The organism is Aeromonas sp. R1-2, from assembly GCF_040908505.1.
Classification (GTDB): Bacteria; Pseudomonadota; Gammaproteobacteria; order Enterobacterales; family Aeromonadaceae; genus Aeromonas; species Aeromonas veronii.
On record NZ_JBFODU010000029.1, the window covers coordinates 18,782 to 37,721 of the forward strand.

At 58.9% G+C, this 18,940-nt stretch carries 19 protein-coding genes; 12 read left to right on the forward strand and 7 right to left on the reverse strand.

What is annotated here, in order from left to right:
• Together AB5Y76_RS11835 and AB5Y76_RS11840 are read right to left on the reverse strand one after the other, a co-directional pair.
• A complete protein-coding gene (locus AB5Y76_RS11835) occupies window positions 1-798 on the reverse strand; it encodes an amino acid ABC transporter permease (protein ID WP_069527972.1) in 798 nt (265 codons plus the stop codon).
• On the reverse strand, window positions 791-1,561 hold the full coding sequence (locus AB5Y76_RS11840; RefSeq protein ID WP_127006476.1) for an amino acid ABC transporter ATP-binding protein: 771 nt from the start codon (window positions 1,559-1,561) through the stop codon (window positions 791-793). The genes AB5Y76_RS11835 and AB5Y76_RS11840 overlap by 8 nt, the downstream gene beginning before the upstream one ends.
• A 106-nt stretch (window positions 1,562-1,667) precedes the next feature.
• On the opposite strand from AB5Y76_RS11840, the gene AB5Y76_RS11845 reads away from it, so the two are divergent.
• Window positions 1,668-2,210, forward strand: a complete 543-nt coding sequence (locus AB5Y76_RS11845) for a hypothetical protein (protein WP_201906588.1) — start codon at window positions 1,668-1,670, stop codon at window positions 2,208-2,210.
• Between the two features lie 216 nt (window positions 2,211-2,426).
• A complete protein-coding gene (locus AB5Y76_RS11850) occupies window positions 2,427-2,708 on the forward strand; it encodes an RNA-binding protein (RefSeq protein WP_005337180.1) in 282 nt (93 codons plus the stop codon).
• 71 nt (window positions 2,709-2,779) lie between these two features.
• On the opposite strand, the gene AB5Y76_RS11855 is transcribed toward AB5Y76_RS11850, so the two are convergent.
• On the reverse strand, window positions 2,780-3,679 hold the full coding sequence (locus tag AB5Y76_RS11855; protein WP_069528019.1) for an aldo/keto reductase family oxidoreductase: 900 nt from the start codon (window positions 3,677-3,679) through the stop codon (window positions 2,780-2,782).
• A gap of 147 nt (window positions 3,680-3,826) precedes the next feature.
• On the opposite strand from AB5Y76_RS11855, the gene AB5Y76_RS11860 reads away from it, so the two are divergent.
• The 3 genes from AB5Y76_RS11860 (at window position 3,827) to ltaE (ending at window position 6,155) form a co-directional block, all read left to right on the forward strand.
• Window positions 3,827-4,234, forward strand: a complete 408-nt coding sequence (locus AB5Y76_RS11860) for a helix-turn-helix transcriptional regulator (protein WP_033137628.1) — start codon at window positions 3,827-3,829, stop codon at window positions 4,232-4,234.
• An 87-nt stretch (window positions 4,235-4,321) separates the two neighbouring features.
• Window positions 4,322-5,023: a short-chain dehydrogenase gene (locus AB5Y76_RS11865; protein WP_201986808.1), complete on the forward strand. Its 702-nt coding sequence runs from the start codon at window positions 4,322-4,324 to the stop codon at window positions 5,021-5,023.
• 112 nt (window positions 5,024-5,135) lie between these two features.
• A complete protein-coding gene (gene ltaE / locus AB5Y76_RS11870; protein ID WP_201986810.1) occupies window positions 5,136-6,155 on the forward strand; it encodes a low-specificity L-threonine aldolase in 1,020 nt (339 codons plus the stop codon).
• An 89-nt stretch (window positions 6,156-6,244) separates the two neighbouring features.
• Here the strand turns inward: ltaE and AB5Y76_RS11875 are convergent, their stop codons facing one another.
• The 3 genes from AB5Y76_RS11875 to AB5Y76_RS11885 are packed head-to-tail and all read right to left on the reverse strand — an operon-like array spanning window position 6,245 to window position 8,700.
• Window positions 6,245-6,676, reverse strand: a complete 432-nt coding sequence (locus tag AB5Y76_RS11875) for a PAS domain-containing protein (RefSeq protein WP_005337175.1) — start codon at window positions 6,674-6,676, stop codon at window positions 6,245-6,247.
• 8 nt (window positions 6,677-6,684) lie between these two features.
• Window positions 6,685-7,707 carry a response regulator gene (locus tag AB5Y76_RS11880; protein ID WP_042081918.1) on the reverse strand — a complete coding sequence of 341 codons (1,023 nt, stop codon included), beginning with the start codon at window positions 7,705-7,707 and terminating at the stop codon, window positions 6,685-6,687.
• A 54-nt stretch (window positions 7,708-7,761) separates the two neighbouring features.
• Window positions 7,762-8,700: a LysR family transcriptional regulator gene (locus AB5Y76_RS11885; RefSeq protein ID WP_005337171.1), complete on the reverse strand. Its 939-nt coding sequence runs from the start codon at window positions 8,698-8,700 to the stop codon at window positions 7,762-7,764.
• A gap of 861 nt (window positions 8,701-9,561) precedes the next feature.
• Between AB5Y76_RS11885 and AB5Y76_RS11890 the strand changes: the two genes are divergently transcribed.
• The 5 genes from AB5Y76_RS11890 to AB5Y76_RS11910 all read left to right on the forward strand — a co-directional run bounded on the left by AB5Y76_RS11890 (window position 9,562) and on the right by AB5Y76_RS11910 (window position 15,524).
• Window positions 9,562-11,514 carry a bifunctional diguanylate cyclase/phosphodiesterase gene (locus AB5Y76_RS11890; RefSeq protein ID WP_013723827.1) on the forward strand — a complete coding sequence of 651 codons (1,953 nt, stop codon included), beginning with the start codon at window positions 9,562-9,564 and terminating at the stop codon, window positions 11,512-11,514.
• 143 nt (window positions 11,515-11,657) lie between these two features.
• Entirely contained in the window at window positions 11,658-13,223 is a 1,566-nt protein-coding gene (locus tag AB5Y76_RS11895; protein ID WP_005346513.1) for an AbgT family transporter, read from the forward strand.
• A gap of 71 nt (window positions 13,224-13,294) precedes the next feature.
• Window positions 13,295-14,020, forward strand: coding sequence for an oxygen-insensitive NADPH nitroreductase (gene nfsA / locus AB5Y76_RS11900; protein WP_005351148.1), 726 nt, complete (start codon window positions 13,295-13,297; stop codon window positions 14,018-14,020).
• 191 nt (window positions 14,021-14,211) lie between these two features.
• On the forward strand, window positions 14,212-14,976 hold the full coding sequence (locus AB5Y76_RS11905) for a hypothetical protein (RefSeq protein ID WP_005337161.1): 765 nt from the start codon (window positions 14,212-14,214) through the stop codon (window positions 14,974-14,976).
• Complete coding sequence (locus tag AB5Y76_RS11910; protein ID WP_201986812.1) at window positions 14,970-15,524, forward strand: VOC family protein; 555 nt, start codon at window positions 14,970-14,972, stop codon at window positions 15,522-15,524. Before AB5Y76_RS11905 ends, AB5Y76_RS11910 begins: the two co-directional genes overlap by 7 nt.
• Window positions 15,525-15,669: 145 nt before the next feature.
• Here AB5Y76_RS11910 and AB5Y76_RS11915 read toward each other — a convergent pair whose 3' ends face one another.
• Entirely contained in the window at window positions 15,670-16,893 is a 1,224-nt protein-coding gene (locus AB5Y76_RS11915) for an MFS transporter (RefSeq protein WP_201986814.1), read from the reverse strand.
• A gap of 95 nt (window positions 16,894-16,988) precedes the next feature.
• On the opposite strand from AB5Y76_RS11915, the gene AB5Y76_RS11920 reads away from it, so the two are divergent.
• Window positions 16,989-17,864 (forward strand): LysR family transcriptional regulator, encoded by an 876-nt coding sequence (locus tag AB5Y76_RS11920; RefSeq protein WP_058058411.1) that lies wholly within the window; start codon window positions 16,989-16,991, stop codon window positions 17,862-17,864.
• Window positions 17,865-17,927: 63 nt separating this feature from the next.
• A complete protein-coding gene (locus AB5Y76_RS11925; RefSeq protein WP_201986816.1) occupies window positions 17,928-18,884 on the forward strand; it encodes a LysR substrate-binding domain-containing protein in 957 nt (318 codons plus the stop codon).
• Window positions 18,885-18,940 lie beyond the last annotated feature (56 nt).

Here is an 18,940-nt window from a genome sequence, read left to right on the forward strand (position 1 = left end):
TTAGCGTCCTTGTTGATCCGGATTCAGGTGACGGGCCAGCGCCCGCGAACAGGCTGACAGCGTCAGGGTTAACAGCAAATAGAGGGCAGCTACGGTAAACCACACCTCAAAGGTCAGAAACGTATCGGCAACCAGAGTACGCCCTTCGTTGGTCAGATCGAAGATGGCGATCACACTCACCAGCGCCGAATGTTTGATAAGGGAGACCAGCTCGTTGGTCAGCGGCGGCAAGGTGATGCGCACCAGCTGGGGCAGGATCACCTTGCGCAGGGTGATGGCCCGTGACAAGCCAAGCGACTGGGCTGCCTCCCACTGTCCTTTGGGAATGGCCTGTACACCTGCACGCAGCACTTCGGCGGTGAAGGCCCCCTGATAGAGGGAGAGGCTCAACACGGCGCAGGCAAGGGGGGCCAATCCCAGCATGGGGCCCAGCAAGAAATAGAGAATATAGAGCTGCACCAACTGGGGCGTGGTGCGCACCAGCGCCAGATAGGCGATGGCGAGCCAGGGGCCGAGCCGGGAGGGGAGCAGCCGCAGGCTGACCACGCACACCCCGACCGCCAGAGTGCCCAACAGGCTGAGCAGCGCCACCTGCAAAGTGACCAGCAGGCCGTTTAGCAGGGGGCCGGCATAAAAGGTTCCCTCATCCCATTCGCCGAGAAAGGGCAACACCCGCGGCCACTGCCACTCATAGCCCATCTGGCGAGCGCCGCTATAAAGCGCCCAGCCCAGTAGTACAGAGAGCATCACAGTGCCTGACAACCAGCCGAGCAGGCGGGGGCGATTGAGCCTAGCCATGATAGCTGAGCACCTGTTCGAGGAAGGCCCGGGTACGCGGGTGACGAGGGGCGTTGAACAGTTGGGCGGGCGGGGCCGACTCGATAATCTTCCCTTCATCCATAAAGAGCACCCGATCCGCCACCTGACGGGCAAAGCCCATCTCGTGGGTAACGCAGATCAGGGTCATCCCCTCGTCAGCCAGCTCGCGGATCACATCGAGCACTTCGCGGATCATCTCGGGGTCGAGGGCGGAGGTGGGCTCGTCAAACAGCATCAGCTCGGGTTGCATGCAGAGGGAGCGGGCGATGGCGACCCGCTGCTGCTGGCCGCCGGAGAGCTGGTGAGGGTACTTGTCGGCCTGAGCCTGAATGCGCACCCGCTCGAGCAGACCGAGCGCCCGGGCTTTGGCCTCCTGGGGGCGCAACCCCAGGGTATGCACCGGTGCCACCATCAGGTTTTCCAGCACCGTCATATGGGGGAAGAGGTTGAACTGCTGAAACACCATGCCAACCCGACCTTGCAGGCGACGCAGGTAGGAAGGGGTCACCGGCTCGCCAAACAGGAACAGCTGGCCGCCGTCGATCCCCTCCAGCCCGTTGATGGTGCGGATCAGGGTCGATTTTCCCGAGCCTGACGGGCCACAGATGACCCACTTCTCTCCCCGTTCAATGGTGAGATCGATGTGATGAAGTGCCTGAAAGTCGCCATAGAATTTGTCGACGCCACAAAAGCGCACACAGGGTTGCGAGCTGGTCAAGAAGCGGGTTCCACTGAGAATCATTTACGCCATGGTATTGATTTTATAGGGGGATGACAAAGAAAACCCCCTTGTCAGCATCCTGATGCCTATTCACAATGGCGCCATTTCGTGATGACAGGAGCTTTTCATGCGTATTACATCCTTGCTTGCCGGTTCTCAGGTGCAGCTGTTGATGCCGCCAGCGGTTCGCTATCGCTGCGTCATTTTTCTGTTGTTGCTGGTGAGTTGGGGCGTGGTGGCGGTCTCCTTGTGGGATGGCTGGGGCGCCATGGCGCTGCTCAACTGGGTGGGCGTGGTCTTTGGTGGCATCACCGGGATCATGGTGTCGCTGCCCCGCAGCTGGCAGCCCTGGCGCCTGGCGGAGCTGGGGTGGGATGAACAGCATATCTATTTGCTCAATGGCAACAAGGATGAGGCGCTGGCGCTGCCCCGCAACCAGCTGGTGGCGCTTGAACGGGAGCGGCGAGTGGGTCACGACGGCCAGTGGCTCGACTTCAGCCTCGATCTGCAACTGAGTGAAGAGGAGCTGGCGGCGGCCATGGCCTTGCTGGATCTCAAGGCGGGGGAGCTCCATCTGGTGAGCCCGTCGGTCTATCGCTTCGGCTTTAAACGGGCCTGGCACGGTCGCCGGATGCTGGCGCAACGGTTGTCAGATCTGCAATCGGCCTGAGTCGACTATTTTCTCGACAATTCCCGGCAAAGCTCAGATACTGCCAGTGACTCGAATTGATCTTGTCTGCACTGTTAACCCAAGAGATCAATCACTTGACGACAGTGTGGAGAAGGCCACGGCATGAAGCCATGGCAGGTCCGGCATAGGGGTTGTGCCCTTACCGTTATGCTGGGAATTGCATAGAGAAGGCACCTTGAATCGAGAGTGGATGGCATGAAGATTTACGTAGGAAATCTGTCGTACCGGATGACGGCCGACGAACTGAAAACCCTGTTCAGCCAGTTTGGACAGGTCGACAAGGTTGATATCATCATCGACCGCGATACCGGCCAGTCAAAGGGGTTTGGTTTTATTGAAATGCCGGTCAATGGTGATGCCGAAAAGGCCATCGCTGGTCTGCATGGCACTGAAGTCGGTGGCCGTACCATCACCGTCAACCAGGCCAAACCGAAGACAGATGCTCCCCGTGGTCGCCCGCAACAGCGCCACCGCTAAGGTGCCTCGGCAATAAAAAAACGGCATGGGTTTCCCCCATGCCGTTTTTGTTTCTGGACGTTTTGCTGTTATCAGGGGACGTCGTAACCGAGCGCCGCCTTGCGGATGCGGAACCACTGCTGGCGGTTCAGCTCGACAGATTCGGCGGCTACGGCGGCAGCAATCCGCTCCCGTTTGCCGGAGCCAATCAATGGCAGCGGCTGGCTTGGCAGCATCATTACCCAGGCGTAGACCACCTGCTCGATAGTCTGGGCGCCCACTTCCTGACGGATCTGCTCCAGTTCGGCACGCAGCGGGGCATAGGCGTCATCGCTGAACAGTCGGCCGCCGCCGAGACATGACCAGGCCATCGGCTTGATGCCAAGCTGCTGGCACTGATCCAGGGTACCATCGAGGGTCCCTTCCTGATGAAGCGGCGAGATCTCCAGCTGGTTGGTGACCAGCGGGAAGGGGAGGCGCGATTGCAGTAGCTCGAACTGACGGGCGGTGAAGTTGGATACCCCGGCGTGCTTGATCTTGCCCGCCTGTTTCAGGGTGATAAAGGCGTCGGCCACTTCATCTGCGTTCATCAGGGGGTCAGGGCGGTGGATCAGCAGCAGGTCCAGATGGTCGGTGCCGAGCTTGCGCAGCGAGGCCTCGGCGCTGGCGATGATATGGTCCTTGCCGGTGTTGTAGTGGTTGAGAGCATGCTCCGGCTTGGCGGTGAGGGCGATACCGCACTTGGTGACGATCTCCATCCGGCTGCGCAGGGAAGGCTCGAGGCGTAGGGCGTGACCAAAGGCCTCTTCGCACTGGTAGCCACCATAGATATCGGCGTGATCTATGGTGGTGACCCCCAGATCCAGATGATATTTCATCAGATCGAGCAGAGCGGCCGGAGAGAGCTGCCACTCCATCAGGCGCCAGTAACCCATGATGAGGCGAGAGAAGGTGGGGCCTTGCGGATGCAGGGCGACACGGGATACAGACATGGTTGACTCCTTGAAAAACACGATGCGAAAACGATGTGCAACATAGATGACCGCGGGCATCTTGGCCTCATGTGGCTGGCAAAGCAATAATGGGCAGTGGCATGATTCGAACTTTGGTTCTGATCGCAGAGTAGGAGAGAGAGTTGGATGGAAGGATTTGCCGAGCGCTTGCAGAGCCTGATCGGGGAGATGAGCGTGAGCGCGTTTGCCCGCAAGGTGGGGCTCAGTGAAGCGCTGATCCGCAAATATTTGAAGGGAGCCGAGCCTGGCCTGGCGCGGGCCAACCAGATCGCCATGGGGGCCAACTGCTCGCTGGAGTGGCTGGCAACCGGCTGCGGTTATCTCTACCGTCAGGCGGAAGTGGTCGACAGGGAGGCGCTGGCAGCGGCGCAGCAACTGCTGGGCGAGCAGCAACCCGGGGTGGGGCTGCCCGATGAGGAGGCACTGGTCACCCTGCTCGCCTATTACCAGTTTTTGCGCACCCACAAGAAAGCGGACGGTTTTCTCGACTTGGCGCTGGCGCGGGAGTTTGGTCGCCATCTGGGGGAAGCGTGATGAGGGGCATATTACCCTTTGGTCGTGTCACGGTCGGTTGATTATTCTGATACGCTCTAAGCAAGATAACTCTCCATGGAATGGGCGATGAGCTACTTGATCCTCGGAAGTGGTGCGCTGGGCTCGGCGCTGGCAAGAGAGCTGATGGCAAGGGGGGAGTCCTTCCTTCTGGCTGGGCGCACCTATCCAAAAGGGATCGAGATGGGGGCTTTCTTCCCGCTGCAAGAGGTGGACGCCATCTCGTTCGACGCCCTGTTTACCCTCTACGACACCGATCCGCTTCCCACTGTGGTGATCAACACCATCGGCCTGTTGCACGATGTCAGCTTTATGCCAGAGCGGCGGGTCGAAGAGGTGCACCCCAAGTGGCTGTGCGACAGCCTGCTGGCCAATGCCTGGCCAACACTGGCGCTGGCTGCCCGTTTCAGCCGGTTGATGGGCAATGACCATCCGCTGTGGCTCTGTGCCATCTCTGATCTGGCGGGCTCCATCACCTCCAATCTGGAGGGGGGGCGTTACAGCTACCGGATGAGCAAGGCGGCCCTCGACATGGGGGTGAAAACCCTGGCCCTTGAGTGGACGCAGCGTTTCCCGCAAGCAGGGGTGGTGGCCGTTGTGCCCGGCTTGATGGACTCCCCGATGAACACCCCCTTTCTGAGCGAGTTACCTGCGGAGCAATTGCAGGAGCCTGCCGAGGTGGCGGTGAAACTGCTCAATCTCATCAAGGGGTTATCGTTGACCCAATCGGGTCAGCTACTAGATCTCAACGGTCAGCCGCTGCCCTGGTAAATCCCGCCTGCGGGTTCTGCGGACGTCTATTAGCTTCACATTCTGCTCATGCGCCCCTTGCCAAGCGAGGGGCGCATGGCTAACGTCACTCTCCTGTTTCAGGAGGGATCTCATGCGCTATATCGATTTACGAAGTGACACCGTCACCCAGCCTACTGACGCCATGCGTCAAGCCATGCTCCACGCCGAAGTCGGTGACGATGTCTATGGTGAAGATCCGGGCGTCAACGCGCTGGAGGCCTTTGGGGCCAGATTGCTGGGCAAACAGGCGGCGCTGTTTGTGCCGTCCGGCACCATGTCCAATCTGTTGGCGGTGATGAGCCACTGTCAGCGCGGTGAGGGGGCCATCCTCGGCAACGCCGCTCACATCTATCGCTATGAAGCGCAGGGGAGTGCCGTGCTGGGCTCCGTAGCCCTGCAACCCTTGCCGATGCAGCGCGATGGCACGCTGGCATTCGATGATATCAGGGCCGCGCTGGCCCCTGATGATGCCCACTTCGTCCAGACTCGCCTGATCTGCCTTGAGAACACCCACAACGGCAAGGTGCTGCCGCTCTCCTATCTGCAGGAGATGGGGGCATTCGTTGCCGAGCGCGGCTTGAAGCTTCATCTCGATGGCGCCCGGCTCTTTAACGCCGCCGTGGCCAGCGAGACAGCGGCCGCGGTGATCGCTGCACCGTTTGACAGTATCTCGATTTGTCTCTCCAAGGGGTTGGGGGCACCGGTGGGCTCGCTGCTGGTGGGCAGCCACGATTTCATCGCTCGTGCGCGCCGCCTACGCAAGATGCTGGGAGGTGGCATGCGCCAGGCGGGCATTCTGGCGCAAGCCGGTCTGTTTGCCCTCGAGCAGCACGTGACCCGTCTGGCCGATGATCACCGCCGTGCCAAACGGCTGGCCGAAGGGTTGGCTGCACTGCCGGGCATCGAGCTCGACCTCTCGCTGGTGCAGAGCAACATGGTGTTCCTGCGGCTGCATGAGGGGGAATCAGCCCCTCTGCTGGCCTTTATGAAGGAGCGGGGGATCCTCTTCTCCGGTTACGGCGAGCTGCGGCTGGTGACCCATCTGCAAATCAACGATGACGATATTGAAGAGGTGATCGACGCCTTCACCGAGTATCTCGGAGCGCGTTGAGACGGCTGGTGAGGTAGAGGTTATACCGAGACCTGTTTATACCGAAATAACAGAGGGCGCCGCGGCGCCCTCTGTTATTTGCTGCAAGCTCAAGCCTGCCGCTGGCCGCTCATCAGCATGGCCTCATCGGTGGCATCGTAGATCATCACCGCGATGTGGGTCACCTGACCGCCGAAATCGGCCAGTGGCACCAGGGTCAGGTTCTGGAACATGTGGGGGGCCGAGCCGGTAATGGGGCGGTAGTTGGAGAAACGCAGCAGATAGGGCTTCTGCTCCCAGGTGCTGAAGGCGCGGTTGTTGAGTTTGAAGACCATGTTGGCCTTGCGTTCGAACCAGGCTCTGTCCACATCGGGGAAGAGCTCGAACAGTACGCCATCGCGCACATCACTGGCCAGTCGGCCGCTGTGGCTCTCCATAAAGCCGTTCCACACCTGAACCTTGTACTCCTTGTCGAGCACCACCAAGCCTACGTCCAGGTTCTGGACTATGTTCATCAGCCAATGAAATTCACGGATTTCCATAGTCACTCCTAGAGCATGTGCATGATTTTGTTGTTCATGGTGGCGATGGAATCTTCGGTAAACAGCAGCAGCAGATCACACTGCACCGCGTAATCCTGGATCCGGTAGTTGATCTCGATGGCGAGCGTGCGGCGCCAGCGACTCTTGTTAGTGTTGATCAGCTCGTTGATGGGTCTGTGCTGGCCGAGCACCACCGGGTGCCCCTGACTGAAGGGGGTGTCGAGCTGGTTGGCGTAGCCGCGCAGGAAGGCGCCGATCAGCACGTTGGCGGTATCCATCAGCAGCTCCAGTTCGGCGGTGCGATCCAGCGTCCCCTGATGGTTCATCAGCTTGGCCAAATCTTTGAAGCTGGAGTCATGGAACAGGATCAGCGCTTCACCGGCGATCCCCGCTCCGATAAACCCCTGACAGACGGCGGAGAGGGTATCCGAATCCGCAGCGGCCGAGAGGGCCATATGCAACTCTGATACTTCCAGCACGTTGACGTTGGGGATAGGCAGTACCACGAAGGCGTTGAGCAGACGAGCCAGCAAGTCGGCGGCCTGACCCATGGAGACGTTGGCCAGCTCCTGATAGACATCGCGGATTTCGGGGGTGATCTTGACGCCTGCATCGGCTACCACGCCGCTTGTCAGCTGCTCGGGGGCGCTTGGTTGACCACTCGGGGCGGCACTCCAGAAACCGTGTTGTTTGAGCAGGGCGAGCAGGGTTTCTGGGGCGGCGGGTTTCTTGATGAAATCGAGCGCCCCCAGCCCCATGACCCGTTGATAGGCCTCTGGTTGGATATCCCCGGAGACCACGATCACCTTGTTGCGCAGCCCCTCCCGTTGGAGGGTCTCCAGCACGCCGTAACCGTCCATTTCCGGCATGGTCAGGTCGAGGAAGATGAGATCGCCATGACCCATCAGCACCTGTTCGATCCCTTCGAGACCATTGGCTGCGTAGTGCAAATCGACTTTCCAGTCGGCCGGGAGCGCCCGCGCCAGCTGTTTGCGGGCGAACCCGGAGTCATCACATATCAATACATTCATGGCGTTAGGCAGGCTCTGTTGGCAAGGGATGCTATAAGTGTGGCCCGCTAACGGTCAGATGCAATGGGTGAGGCTATCACCTTGTGAAAATTGGTTGTCCCACTGCCGATTGCGATAGCGTGCTGAGTATTTTTCAACAAATTCAACGAACATCTTAACACGCAACGGAGCGAACTGGTGCTGGCAACACAACATGTAGAAGGGGCGATTGCCGGTTTGCCAGTCGGTCAGTACCGGCACCAGCTGCTCGTCATGGAGGAAGCTGCTCAGATAGTGCAGCGGGGCGTTGACGATCCCCAGATGACGCCGGGCTGCACGTACCGCGGCCTGGGTCTGGTTGACGGTCAGTTTGGCGCTGCGTTTGATGCAGACGCTCTGGCCATCCTTGTCGGTCAGCTGCCAGTGCTGGTGAGGCCAGCAGTAGATGAGATCGTGCTCTTCCAGCTGGTTGGGATGGGAGGGGGTGCCCTTTTTGGTCAAATAGAGTGGTGAGGCAAACAGGCCGTACTCGATATGGCCGAGACAGATCGCATTTGGCAGCGACTGGGGTAGCTCACCGTTGAAGAACACCAGATCCCGATCATTGTCGAACAGGTGCTGGTGATCATTGGTCTGGGTGATATCGAACTGTACCTCGGGATAGTGCAGCCCGAATTCGGCCAGCATATCGATGAGGATGGTGTTGGAGAGCGCGATGGGCGCAGCTATCCGGATAAGCCCGGTGATGTCGGCCTCTTGACCCTGGATCTCGCTGGTGGCCTGCTCGATTTGTGCGAGTGGCGTGCAGAGACGTTCGTAGTATCTGAGGCCATCATCGGTAAGGCGGAGCTTGCGGGTAGAGCGATGTAGCAGGGAGCAACCCAGTTGCTCTTCCAGCTGGGAAATGCGTCGACTGATGGTGCCTGTTGGCATGCCCAGTGCGGCTGCAGCGTGGGAGAATCCTCCCTCTTGCACCACCTTGACGAACAGGTAGAACTCTTCGATGTGCTTCATAAACGCTGTTCTGGGTGTAACAAGGGGGCAACCATAAAAAGAGCGTTCCGGGTTGGCAAGGTTAATTCAGCGTTTAATTGATCTGGATTCGATTTCTGTTGATACCAGTTATCCACCCGCCCGTCATCTCAGTTTCCCCGAGCTGGTGATTATTCCGGCACGATGCCAAATGGTACTGCGGCAGTGATGTTTGCCATATTCCCTGATTTGTTCCGCTATAACCGCAGTCGAAGGCCGATATTGCAACCTGATGGAAGGGCGCCGGGTTGCTCTGCGTACTCAGCCGGGATGGTTTGCCATCTACAGCCAATGTGATGCAGATCATATATTCGGGTTTTGCTCATTGCCTGTTGAAAAATGAATTTGGGGTATATCAATTCCGCCTTAGTGAACTATTTTTGTCCGTTTTGGCGTTTTTTTGGCTGTTTATCCATCCGCTTGGTTAATTAATGGAAGCTTTGTGACAGAGAGTGATGACTATTTCCACCATTGATTTAAATGTTAATAACAAATTTGTCGCAGCAAATATGCAATTGCTCTTTCAAGGTCTCGAGTGGATAGCTCTTAGTGCTTGTTTTTACTGGGGAAAAAAGTTAAAAATCGACTATATGATTTGCCTGGATTAACAGGGTCCTTGGCTGAGTCCTTTGTAGTATTGCCGTACAGGCTGCCCTGTTGTTGATATCTGAAATAGTTTTGTCCGCTCTTGGCTATGTGAAAAGGGATAATGGCCGAGAGGTGTTTGCACCTTGCATTCTGCAGCTAGCGGTTTGCCAGATCTGTTTTCCGGTTAACCAGTGACCATCCAGCATGAATGACCTTGACCAGATGAATACGCTTGACGAACGGTTACTGAAGACAATGGATGTTCTGCATACCCCGATCTGGGTTTATGACATCGAGCATCACCATATTTTCTGGGCAAACAGCGCCGCGCTCTCCGTGTGGGAGGCGACGTCTCTCGACGAACTCTGCTCCCGCGACTTCTCTGCCGATATGGCAACCGCCATTGATCTGCTGCTGCAGCGCTATCTGGGTGATTTTCAGCAGGGGCGCAGTTACAACGAGTGGTGGACCCTCTCCCCAAAGGGGGTCAAGAAGCAGATCTATCTGCGCCTCTCCGGTATTCAACTGGCTGGCCGGCTGATGATGATGACCGAAGCTGTGCTCGACTCCGATACCCTCTATCAGGAGTCCTCGCTGGCAACCGGCGATACCCTTGCCTGCCTGTTCGATAGCCATGGTGTGTTCGAGAGTGGCAACTATCACTTCGAAATGTGTTTCGGCCACCAGATCGCCAAGCTCTCCCAGGTTTTCTCCGGCAATGATGACAGCTTCTACCAGAAGCTCTCCCGTCTCGATGAAGTGGTGACCGAGGGGGAGTGCCGAACCCTCAAGGGGATGCGCTGGTTCCAGTATCAGTTCCGCTATATCCAGCAGGGGGCCCGCATTCTGCTCACCATGCGGGATATTACCGATCGCAAACTCGAAGAGCTGGAGCATCGCCACCTCGCCTGGCACGACTCCCTGACCGGCCTGCTCAATCGGTATGGCTTGATGAAATCCCTTGAGGCCTATTGTGGGCTGGGGGAGCGTTTCGCGCTGGTGTTCATGGATCTGGACAACTTCAAGCTGGTCAACGACAACTACGGCCACAAGGCGGGAGATCGCCTGCTGGAGCGCGTCGCCGGTCGCCTCAAACAGATTTGCCCGCGGGATGTGGAGCTGGCTCGCCTCGGTGGCGATGAATTCACAGCACTGGTGCCGCTGGGCAATCAGGGGGATCGGGCGCAAGAGGTGGCCGATCAGATGCTCTCCCAGATGACCAAGCCGCTGCAACTGAGCGGGCTGCCGGAGGTGACCATCGGCGGCAGTATCGGTATCGCCATCTATCCCGATGATGCGGATGACGGGGACAACCTCATCACCCGTGCCGACATGGCCATGTATCAGGCCAAGCAGATGGGGCGGCTGCGCTGGCAGCGTTTCACCCCCAGCATGCAGCAGACCCTGCAGCGCAAGCTCAATCTCAAACAGTTTCTGGCCAAGGCCATCGGCCGCCAGGAGCTGAGCCTCTGTTACCAGCCGCAGGTCGATGCCGCCAAACGGCGTCTGATCGGTTACGAGGCGCTGCTGCGCTGGTACAACCCGGTGCTCGGCCATGTGTCGCCGGTGGAATTTATTCCGCTGGCCGAAGAGATGGGGCTGATCCGCGAGATCGGCAGCTGGGTGCTTTCCACTGCGCTGGCACAAGTCGCCAGCTGGCAGAAGCGCTTCCATCAGCGGGTGCCGGTCTCCGTCAACCTCTCCGGTTTCCAGCTATCGTCGGCGTTGCCCGGGCAAGTTCGCCAGCAGCTGGAGCTGCACGGGGTGGATGCCTCCCTGTTGACGCTGGAGCTGACCGAAACCGTGCTGATGCTCGATATGAAGGGGTGCCTCGGCATTCTCGACGATTTGAGCGAGCAGGGGATCAAGATTGCCATCGACGATTTCGGTACCGGCTACTCCTCGCTGGCCTATCTCAACCGGTTGCCGATCAATAACATCAAGCTGGATCGCTCCTTCGTGGTCGGTCTCAACTTGCCGGTGATCCGGGCGACTGCGGCCATGGCTACCAATCTGGGGTTGGGGATCATGGCGGAAGGGGTGGAGGAGCCTCACGAGCTGGCCGCACTGCAGACCCAGGGGTGCCATGTGTTCCAGGGATATCTGTTCAGCAAGCCGCTGACTGTGGCGCAAGTCGAGGCGAGCGGTTTTGTGGTGGAGTGCCAGGTCGGGCGTTATCCACTGCTAGATGCCGTGATGGCAGAGTAACAAGTGTGCGTTAGGCCACAACTTGGAATTTTATTCCGCAATATTTAATCAAAATTAATCATTCTTTTGCGATCGGTCATGAGACGGATTGGCTGGAATTGCTAGCATGCGACCTCGTTTCTAGGGAAAGGAGTATCGCAATAATGAGTCATGCTGCTGTCAATGACCGTCCGGCCAGCCCTCCCAAAGGTTGGCTGAACCGTTTCCTCAATGGCGTCGAGAAAGCCGGGAACAAATTACCCGACCCCGCCATGCTGTTCCTCTACGCCTTGTTGATCGTCTGGGTCGGCTCCTGGGTGTTGTCACAATTCCAGTTTGATCTGGTCAATCCCCGTACCGGGGAGGCGGTAGTGGTCAACAACCTGCTGACCGGTGCCGGTCTGGCCGAGTTTCTCTCCACCATGGTGACCACCTTTACCGGCTTTGCCCCGCTGGGGATCGTGCTGGTGGCCATGCTCGGGGTCGGGGTGGCCGAGCAGTCCGGTTTTATCAATACCGGTCTGAAAAAGTTGCTGAAAGTGACGCCTGCCCGTTTTCTCACTCCCATGCTGATCCTGGTGGCGATCGTCAGCCACACCGCCGCAGATGCGGGTTATGTGCTGGTGATCCCCATCGGTGGCATCATCTTCCACGCTGCCGGACGCCATCCGCTGGCGGGGATCGCCGCTGCCTTTGCCGGTGTTTCCGGCGGTTTTGCCGCCAACTTCCTGCCCTCCGGCGGGGATGCGCTGCTGCAGGGCTTTACCCAGTCCGCCGCTCAGTTGCTCGATCCTGACTACATGGTCAACACCCTGTGCAACATCATCTTTACCGGTGCCTCTTCGCTGCTGATCATCTGTGTCGGCTGGTTCATCACCGAAAAGGTGGTGGAGCCGCGCCTCAAGCACGTGGCGCTCAACGAGGATCTGGAGAGTGCCGACGAGATGGGGCGCTACAGCGCGCAAGAGAGTCGGGCCTTCAACTGGGCCGGGTTTGCCATGCTGGCGGCTATCGTGCTGCTGGCGCTGGCGCTCTCCCCGAGCGATTCACCGCTGCGTGCTGCCGATGGCTCCCTGACCACCTTCGCCGCGCCGGTGATGAAGTCCATAGTGCCGCTCATCTTCCTGCTCTTTATCCTGCCCGGGATTGTCTACGGCTTTGTCGCAGGCAGCTTCAAGAGTGGCAAGGATGTGATCGATGCCATGTCGGCCACCATGAACAAGATGGGCTCCTACATGGTGATGGCCTTCTTCTGCGCGCTCTTTATCAAGGCGTTTGGTGACTCCAATCTGGGCACCCTGCTGGCCCTCTCCGGTGCCGAAGTGCTCCATGCGCTGGCGCTGCCCGGTGAGGTGACTATCGTCGGGATGATCCTGCTCACCGCCACCGTCAATCTGGTAGTCGGCTCGGCCTCCGCCAAGTGGGCGCTGATCAGCCCGATCCTGGTACCCATGTTGATGGCGGTGGGGATCTCCCCCGAGCTGACCCAGGCGGCCTATCGGGTAGGGGATTCCGCCTCCAACATCATCACCCCGCTGATGGTCTTCTTCCCGCTGGTGGTGGTCTATTGCCAGCAGTATGTGAAGAGCACCGGGATCGGTACCCTGGTCTCCATGATGCTGCCGTACTCGCTTGCCTTCCTGGTGAGCTGGACGATTTTCCTGCTGCTCTACTGGGCGCTCGGCTTCCCGCTCGGGTTGCAAGCCCCTTACGTCTATCCGGCCCCTTAAGCTGGGTGTGCGAGGGAGCCTTGGGCTCCCTCGTTTTTTTCGCTATGGTGTTACCTCATTTTGGAGGTGCCATGAATCAGACCATCGATCTTATCCTTTCCCATCGCTCCATTCGTCAGTTCACTGCCGAGCCGATCGCCCCGCAGCAGCTGGATGCCATTCTCGCCGCCGCCCAGTCTGCCTCAACCTCGAGCTTTTTGCAGGTGACCAGTATTGTGCGAGTCTGCGAGCCCGAGGCGCGTCAGCAGTTGGCCATGCTGGCGGGCAATCAACCCTATGTGGTGCAGGCGGCCGAGTTTCTGGTGTTCTGCGCCGATTACCACCGCCACACCCAGATCGTGCCCGAGGCCCAGACCGGCTATGCGGAGCAGTTGCTGATCGGAGCCATCGACGGCGCTCTGATGGCGCAAAACGCCTTGCTGGCGGCGCAGTCGCTGGGGTTGGGCGGGGTCTATATCGGCGGCATTCGCAACCATCCGGCCGAGGTGAGCGAACTGCTCGGCTTGCCCCATCAGGTGATCCCGCTGTTTGGCCTCTGCCTTGGTCATCCTGCCCAGCAGCCGGAGCAGAAACCCCGTCTGCCCAGGGGATTGGTGGTGCATCAGGAGCGCTACCAGCACGAGCTGGATCGCGACCTGCTGGCCCGGTACGATCAGCAGATCGCGGACTACTATCAGGCCCGCAGCAGCAACAACAAGCAGCAGACCTGGAGCGGCCAGATCCGCGCCATTCTGGGCAAGGAGTCCCGCCCTTTCATGCTGGGATTCCTGCAATCGCGGGGCTTTAACCTCAAGTAATGGCGCTGATGGGCGATACTATGGGGAGGTGACCGTCATGGTCATCATCCCCTGATCCTGCAATCTCTCCCTGAGACCGGGGGCACAGCTTGGTGACAAATCGTGGGCAAGGGGGGATCTGCAGGCTACCTTAAGTGGGTAAGCTGTTGTAGGATCACGCAATTGGATAGGAACAGGGGTTTGGACATCCTATGATTTTAACTTTGGTATTGCTGTCTATTGGCGCACTCCTGTTTTTGGTTATCGCCTATAACGTGGTGCAGCAATATAAGCAGAAGGCAGAGGCGGACAAGCGTCACGCCGTTGCCAGACACAAGACGGTGGCTGACGAGACCGAAGAGGTGTTGCTGAACGTCAATCTGGTGCCTTTCTCCAAGAACATGGTGTTGCTGTTGCAGCACCGGATCCTCGATGCCTATCGCGCCATCGCCCAGGTGATGCCGAACAATCAGATCAAGCAGCGCATCGTCGATGTGCAGACCCAGATCAAGAATGTGCAGGAGAACTACAGCGTGCAGGATGAGGGTCAGTTCAAGACCCCGGAGTCCGATCGTCAGGCGATCCAGATGCTGCAGTTGGTCAAGAAGATGCGTGCCGTGCTGCGGGTTGAGCACAACAAGGGCAAGATTGACCCTCAGGGGTTTGCCCAGGAAGAGCGCCGCCTCGAGCTGATGCAGCTCAAGATCAACATCTCCAATCTGGTCAAGCGGGCGATGGATGCCCGCATTCAGGGCCAATATGGTACATGCCGCCAGCTCTATACCAAGGGGCTGTCGGCCATGGCGAGCGTGGGCGACAAGGATCCCTATCTGCTGGCCCGTGAAGAAGATATGCGTCAGGGGCTCAAGGAGCTTGAAGAGCTGCAGCAGCAAAATAGCGCGCAGGATCTGCAAAACATCAAGGACAAGGAAGCCGACGAGCTCGATGTCCTGTTTCAACCCAAGAAGAAATGGTAAGCATGTCCCACCCACTCGATTCCACACTGGGGCCAATGGCCCCATTTGTTTCTCAGCTGTTGGCCGAACTGGCCGCCACTGGCGTCACAATTTCCTGGCCAACGGTCGATCACCTCTGTTATCGGGCGGCTACCCTGCAGGAGTACCGCGCGCTATGTGCTGTGCTGGCTGAGTCGGGCACCTTGCTGGTGGAGGGTATGATTGGCGGACGTCCCATCGCCACTTATCAGTTGCATCAGCCTCTGTTGGCTGGTGAGGTACAGGTACCCTGTATCGAGCTGGCTGCACCGAAACCGGGGCGCGTCCATCAGGCGGGGCTGGAACATATCGAGCTGGTGGTCACTTCACTGCAAGATCTGGTAGCGCGCTATCCCGAGCTGCCATTCAAAACCGGCAACATGCAGGATACCCGCAACCCCGATATTGGCCTGATGTTGCCTTCCGGCCAGATCAAGTTTCATCTGCGCTCGCTGGCTGAGGTGATCGCCGAAGAGGTGGCGACTGGTGCTGTGGTCGCGGTGCCTGCGGATTATTTCGATCAGGAATGATCCTGCGCTCAATGCGGTGCGAGCCTGACAGGCTCTTGAATAATGCAGCAAAAGGGGTCACCGGTGTGACCCCTTTTGTTATCTGGCGGTGCTGGGTTGCGAGAGTGCCATCTGCTCGTGGGTGACCCTGTTTGCGCTGAGCCTGTTACCCGTGTCGGTGGGGTTGCTGGGCGGGCAGTGGCGATTGGTTTCGCTGCTTGAGACGGCCGAGCCAGAGGCTCAAGCCCGCCGTCAGGATGAGGACCAGTTCAATCCCCATGACCAGACCGCCCAGCTCGCCTTGCTCCCAGAAGGGGTGCAGGTAAAGCCCACCCAGACTGGCTCCCAGATAGTAGGCCACCAGATAGAGGGAGGAGGCGAGGGCCCGGTTGTGTTCGACATGATGACCCACCCAGGCACTGGCGCAGGCGTGTGCCAGGAAAAAACCGAAGCTGGAGACCAGCAAGCCGCTCAGGATCCCGAGCAGACTGCCCTGCAGCAGCCACAGACTGCCGATAGCCATCAGGGCGATCCCGACCAGCAGCATGCGTTGTGCCCCCCAGCGGTTGGCAAAGCGGCCGCTCAAGGAGGAGGCCACCGTTCCCGAGAGATAGGTGAGAAATAGCATGCCGAGCCACTGGGTGGGCAGGGAGAAGGGGGGCTTGGCCAGCAAGAAGGTGAGGTAGCTGAACTGGTTCAGAAACACCATAAAGTTGAGGCCGCCAATCAGATAGGCCCCTACCAGCAAGGGATTGGTCAGGTGTTGTTGCAAGGCGTGAGCAAATTGGCCGCGAACGGGGGCGCTCGCCACAAAGCGGGTCTGATGGGGCAGCAGCCAGAAGACCAGCGGCAGCAGTAACAGGCTGATTACACCAATCCCCAGAAAGGTATGCTGCCAGTCGCCAAACCAGCCCGCCAACAGACCGCCGACCACCCGACCGGCAATGCCACCGAGGGAGTTGGCGGCAATATAGACCCCCACCGCCGAGAGCAGCGCCCGTTTGCTGAACTCTTCCCCCATATAGGCAATCGCGGTCGCGGGCAGCCCTGCCAGCAGCGCGCCCTGCAGGATGCGCAGCAACAGCAGGGAACCAAACTGCTCAACCAGCGGGATCAACAGTGAGAGCAGGATCGCCAGGGTGAGGGTACCCAGCATGACTTGCCGACGGCCATGGCGATCCGCCAGTCTGGCGCAGATCAGCAGGGAGGCGGCGAGGCCTGCAGTGCATCCTGCCAGGGTCCAGCTGGCCGAGAGGGAGTTGACCGAGAAGACCTCGGCGATCAGGGGTAACAGGGGATGGGTCTGGTAGAGGTTCAGAAACACCAGAAAAGAGCCCAGGCTGAGGGCCAGGGTTGCACGTATCCACTCGCGACTTCCAACTTCAATCATTGCGTATTGTCCTGACTACTTTTGGTCAGGGTAGAGTCCTTGCGGTTATAAATATAATATATTTAAGTTATCCATCTCATAAGATGAATTGATACATGGATCTGAAACAGCTCACTTATCTGCTGGCGGTCAGGGATGCCGGCTCATTTACCAAGGCAGCCAACAGTCTGCATGTGGCACAACCGGCCATCAGCATGGCCATCGCCAAGCTGGAGCAGCAGCTCGAATTGCGGCTGTTTGATCGACAGGACCGGGCGGTACGGCTCACCCCTGAGGGGGAGGTGCTCTGTCGCCATGCCGAGCGTCTGTTGCTGCAGATGCATCAGGCCGAGGCCGAGATGGCCGAGCTCAAGGGGCTGGAGCGGGGGGAGGTGCGGATCGGGATCCCCTATATGATGGGCTCCTACTATTTCCCCCCTCGTCTGATGGCCTTCAAGCACCGCTACCCCGGCCTCAAGATCCGTGTTGAGGAGGCCGGTACCCGCGAGCTGCTCAGCCGGATGGTGGATGGCTCCCTCGATCTGGCCATTCTCATCACCAGTGATCTCCCCCCCGCCATCGAGGGAGCGCATCTGCTGAGCGAAGAGATGTTGATGGTGGTGGGGGACGATCACCCCTTGCGTGGCGCATCAGCCGTCACCCTCTCGCAGTTTTTCGCTCAGGAGCTGGCGCTGTTTCGCCGTGGCTTTTATCACCGGGAGCATATGGAGGCGCTGGCGCAGAGCCTCGGAGTCGAGCCCGACATCGCCTTCGAGAGCAATCTCATCCCCTTGCTCAAGGCGGTGGTGCGGCAAGGTTTTGCGGTGACCACCTTCTTGCGGATGGTGCTGGAAGAGGAGCCGGATCTGAGTGGCGTGCCCTTCGCCCCGCCTATCTATCTCGATCTCTGCGTGGCGTGGCGGCGTGGCGATCCACTCTCCATGGCCAACCGTGCCTTGCGTGATTTCCTACTCAAGGAGCGCCCGGCCTGATGGCGGCGGGCCATTGCTGAAAGTTTGTTACTATTAACGGTGAGTTCGCTTGAGGGCTACACCATGAAATTGCAGCAATTGCGCTATATCGTCGAGGTGGCGAACCACAGGCTGAATCTGTCGGCCACCGCCGAGAGCCTCTTTACCTCCCAGCCCGGGATCAGCAAACAGGTGCGGATGCTGGAGGATGAGCTGGGGATCCAGATCTTCGAGCGCAGCGGCAAACACTTGACCCAAATCACTCCCATCGGTCGGGATGTGATCAAAGTGGCCGCGGAGGTGCTGGACAAGGTCGCCACCATCAAGGTAATGGCCAGGCAGCATGTGCATCCGGAGCAGGGAACCCTCACCATTGCCGCCACTCATCTGCAAGCCCGTTATATTCTGCCCGCCATCCTCAAGGGGTTCATGGCCCGCTTTCCCAAAGTTGCCGTAACTGTGATGCAAGGGAGTGCTGCGCAGTGTCGCGCAGCCGTGCATGATGGCGCGGCCGATCTGCTGCTGGCGGATGAACCGGAGGAGGGGAGCGATCTGCTCATGCTCCCCTCTTTTCAGTGGCAACGGGGCTTGGTGCTACCCAAGGATCATCCGTTGGCCAAAGCAACATCGCTGACCTCGGCCGAGCTGGTGGAGTTTGCATTGGTGACCGATGGAAGGGCGCTCTCTGCCGCTCATGGCACTGATTGCGCTCATGCCGAGAGCCGGATCGCCTGCTGTGCGAGCGACAGCGATGTGCTCAAGACCTATGTCAGACAAGGGATGGGCATTGGGGTGATGGCAACCTTTGCCTGGGAGCCCCAGCGCGATGGGGATCTGGTGCTCAAAACGGCGCCCTGGCTACCAGGCGGTGTGGCCACTATCGGGTTGCGCAGAGGGGCATTTTTATGCGGCTATCTCTACGATCTGATTGAACGTCTCGCGCCGCAATTGACCCGCGAGCGGGTCGAACAATACTGTGCTGCCCGCACTGGCGAAGAGCTTGAAGCTCTGCTGGCCAATCTGACCGTACCACAGCGATAGCTAGGGTCGTCCCAAGAAAAACGCCTCCCAATGGGAGGCGTTTGACTATCTGGCAT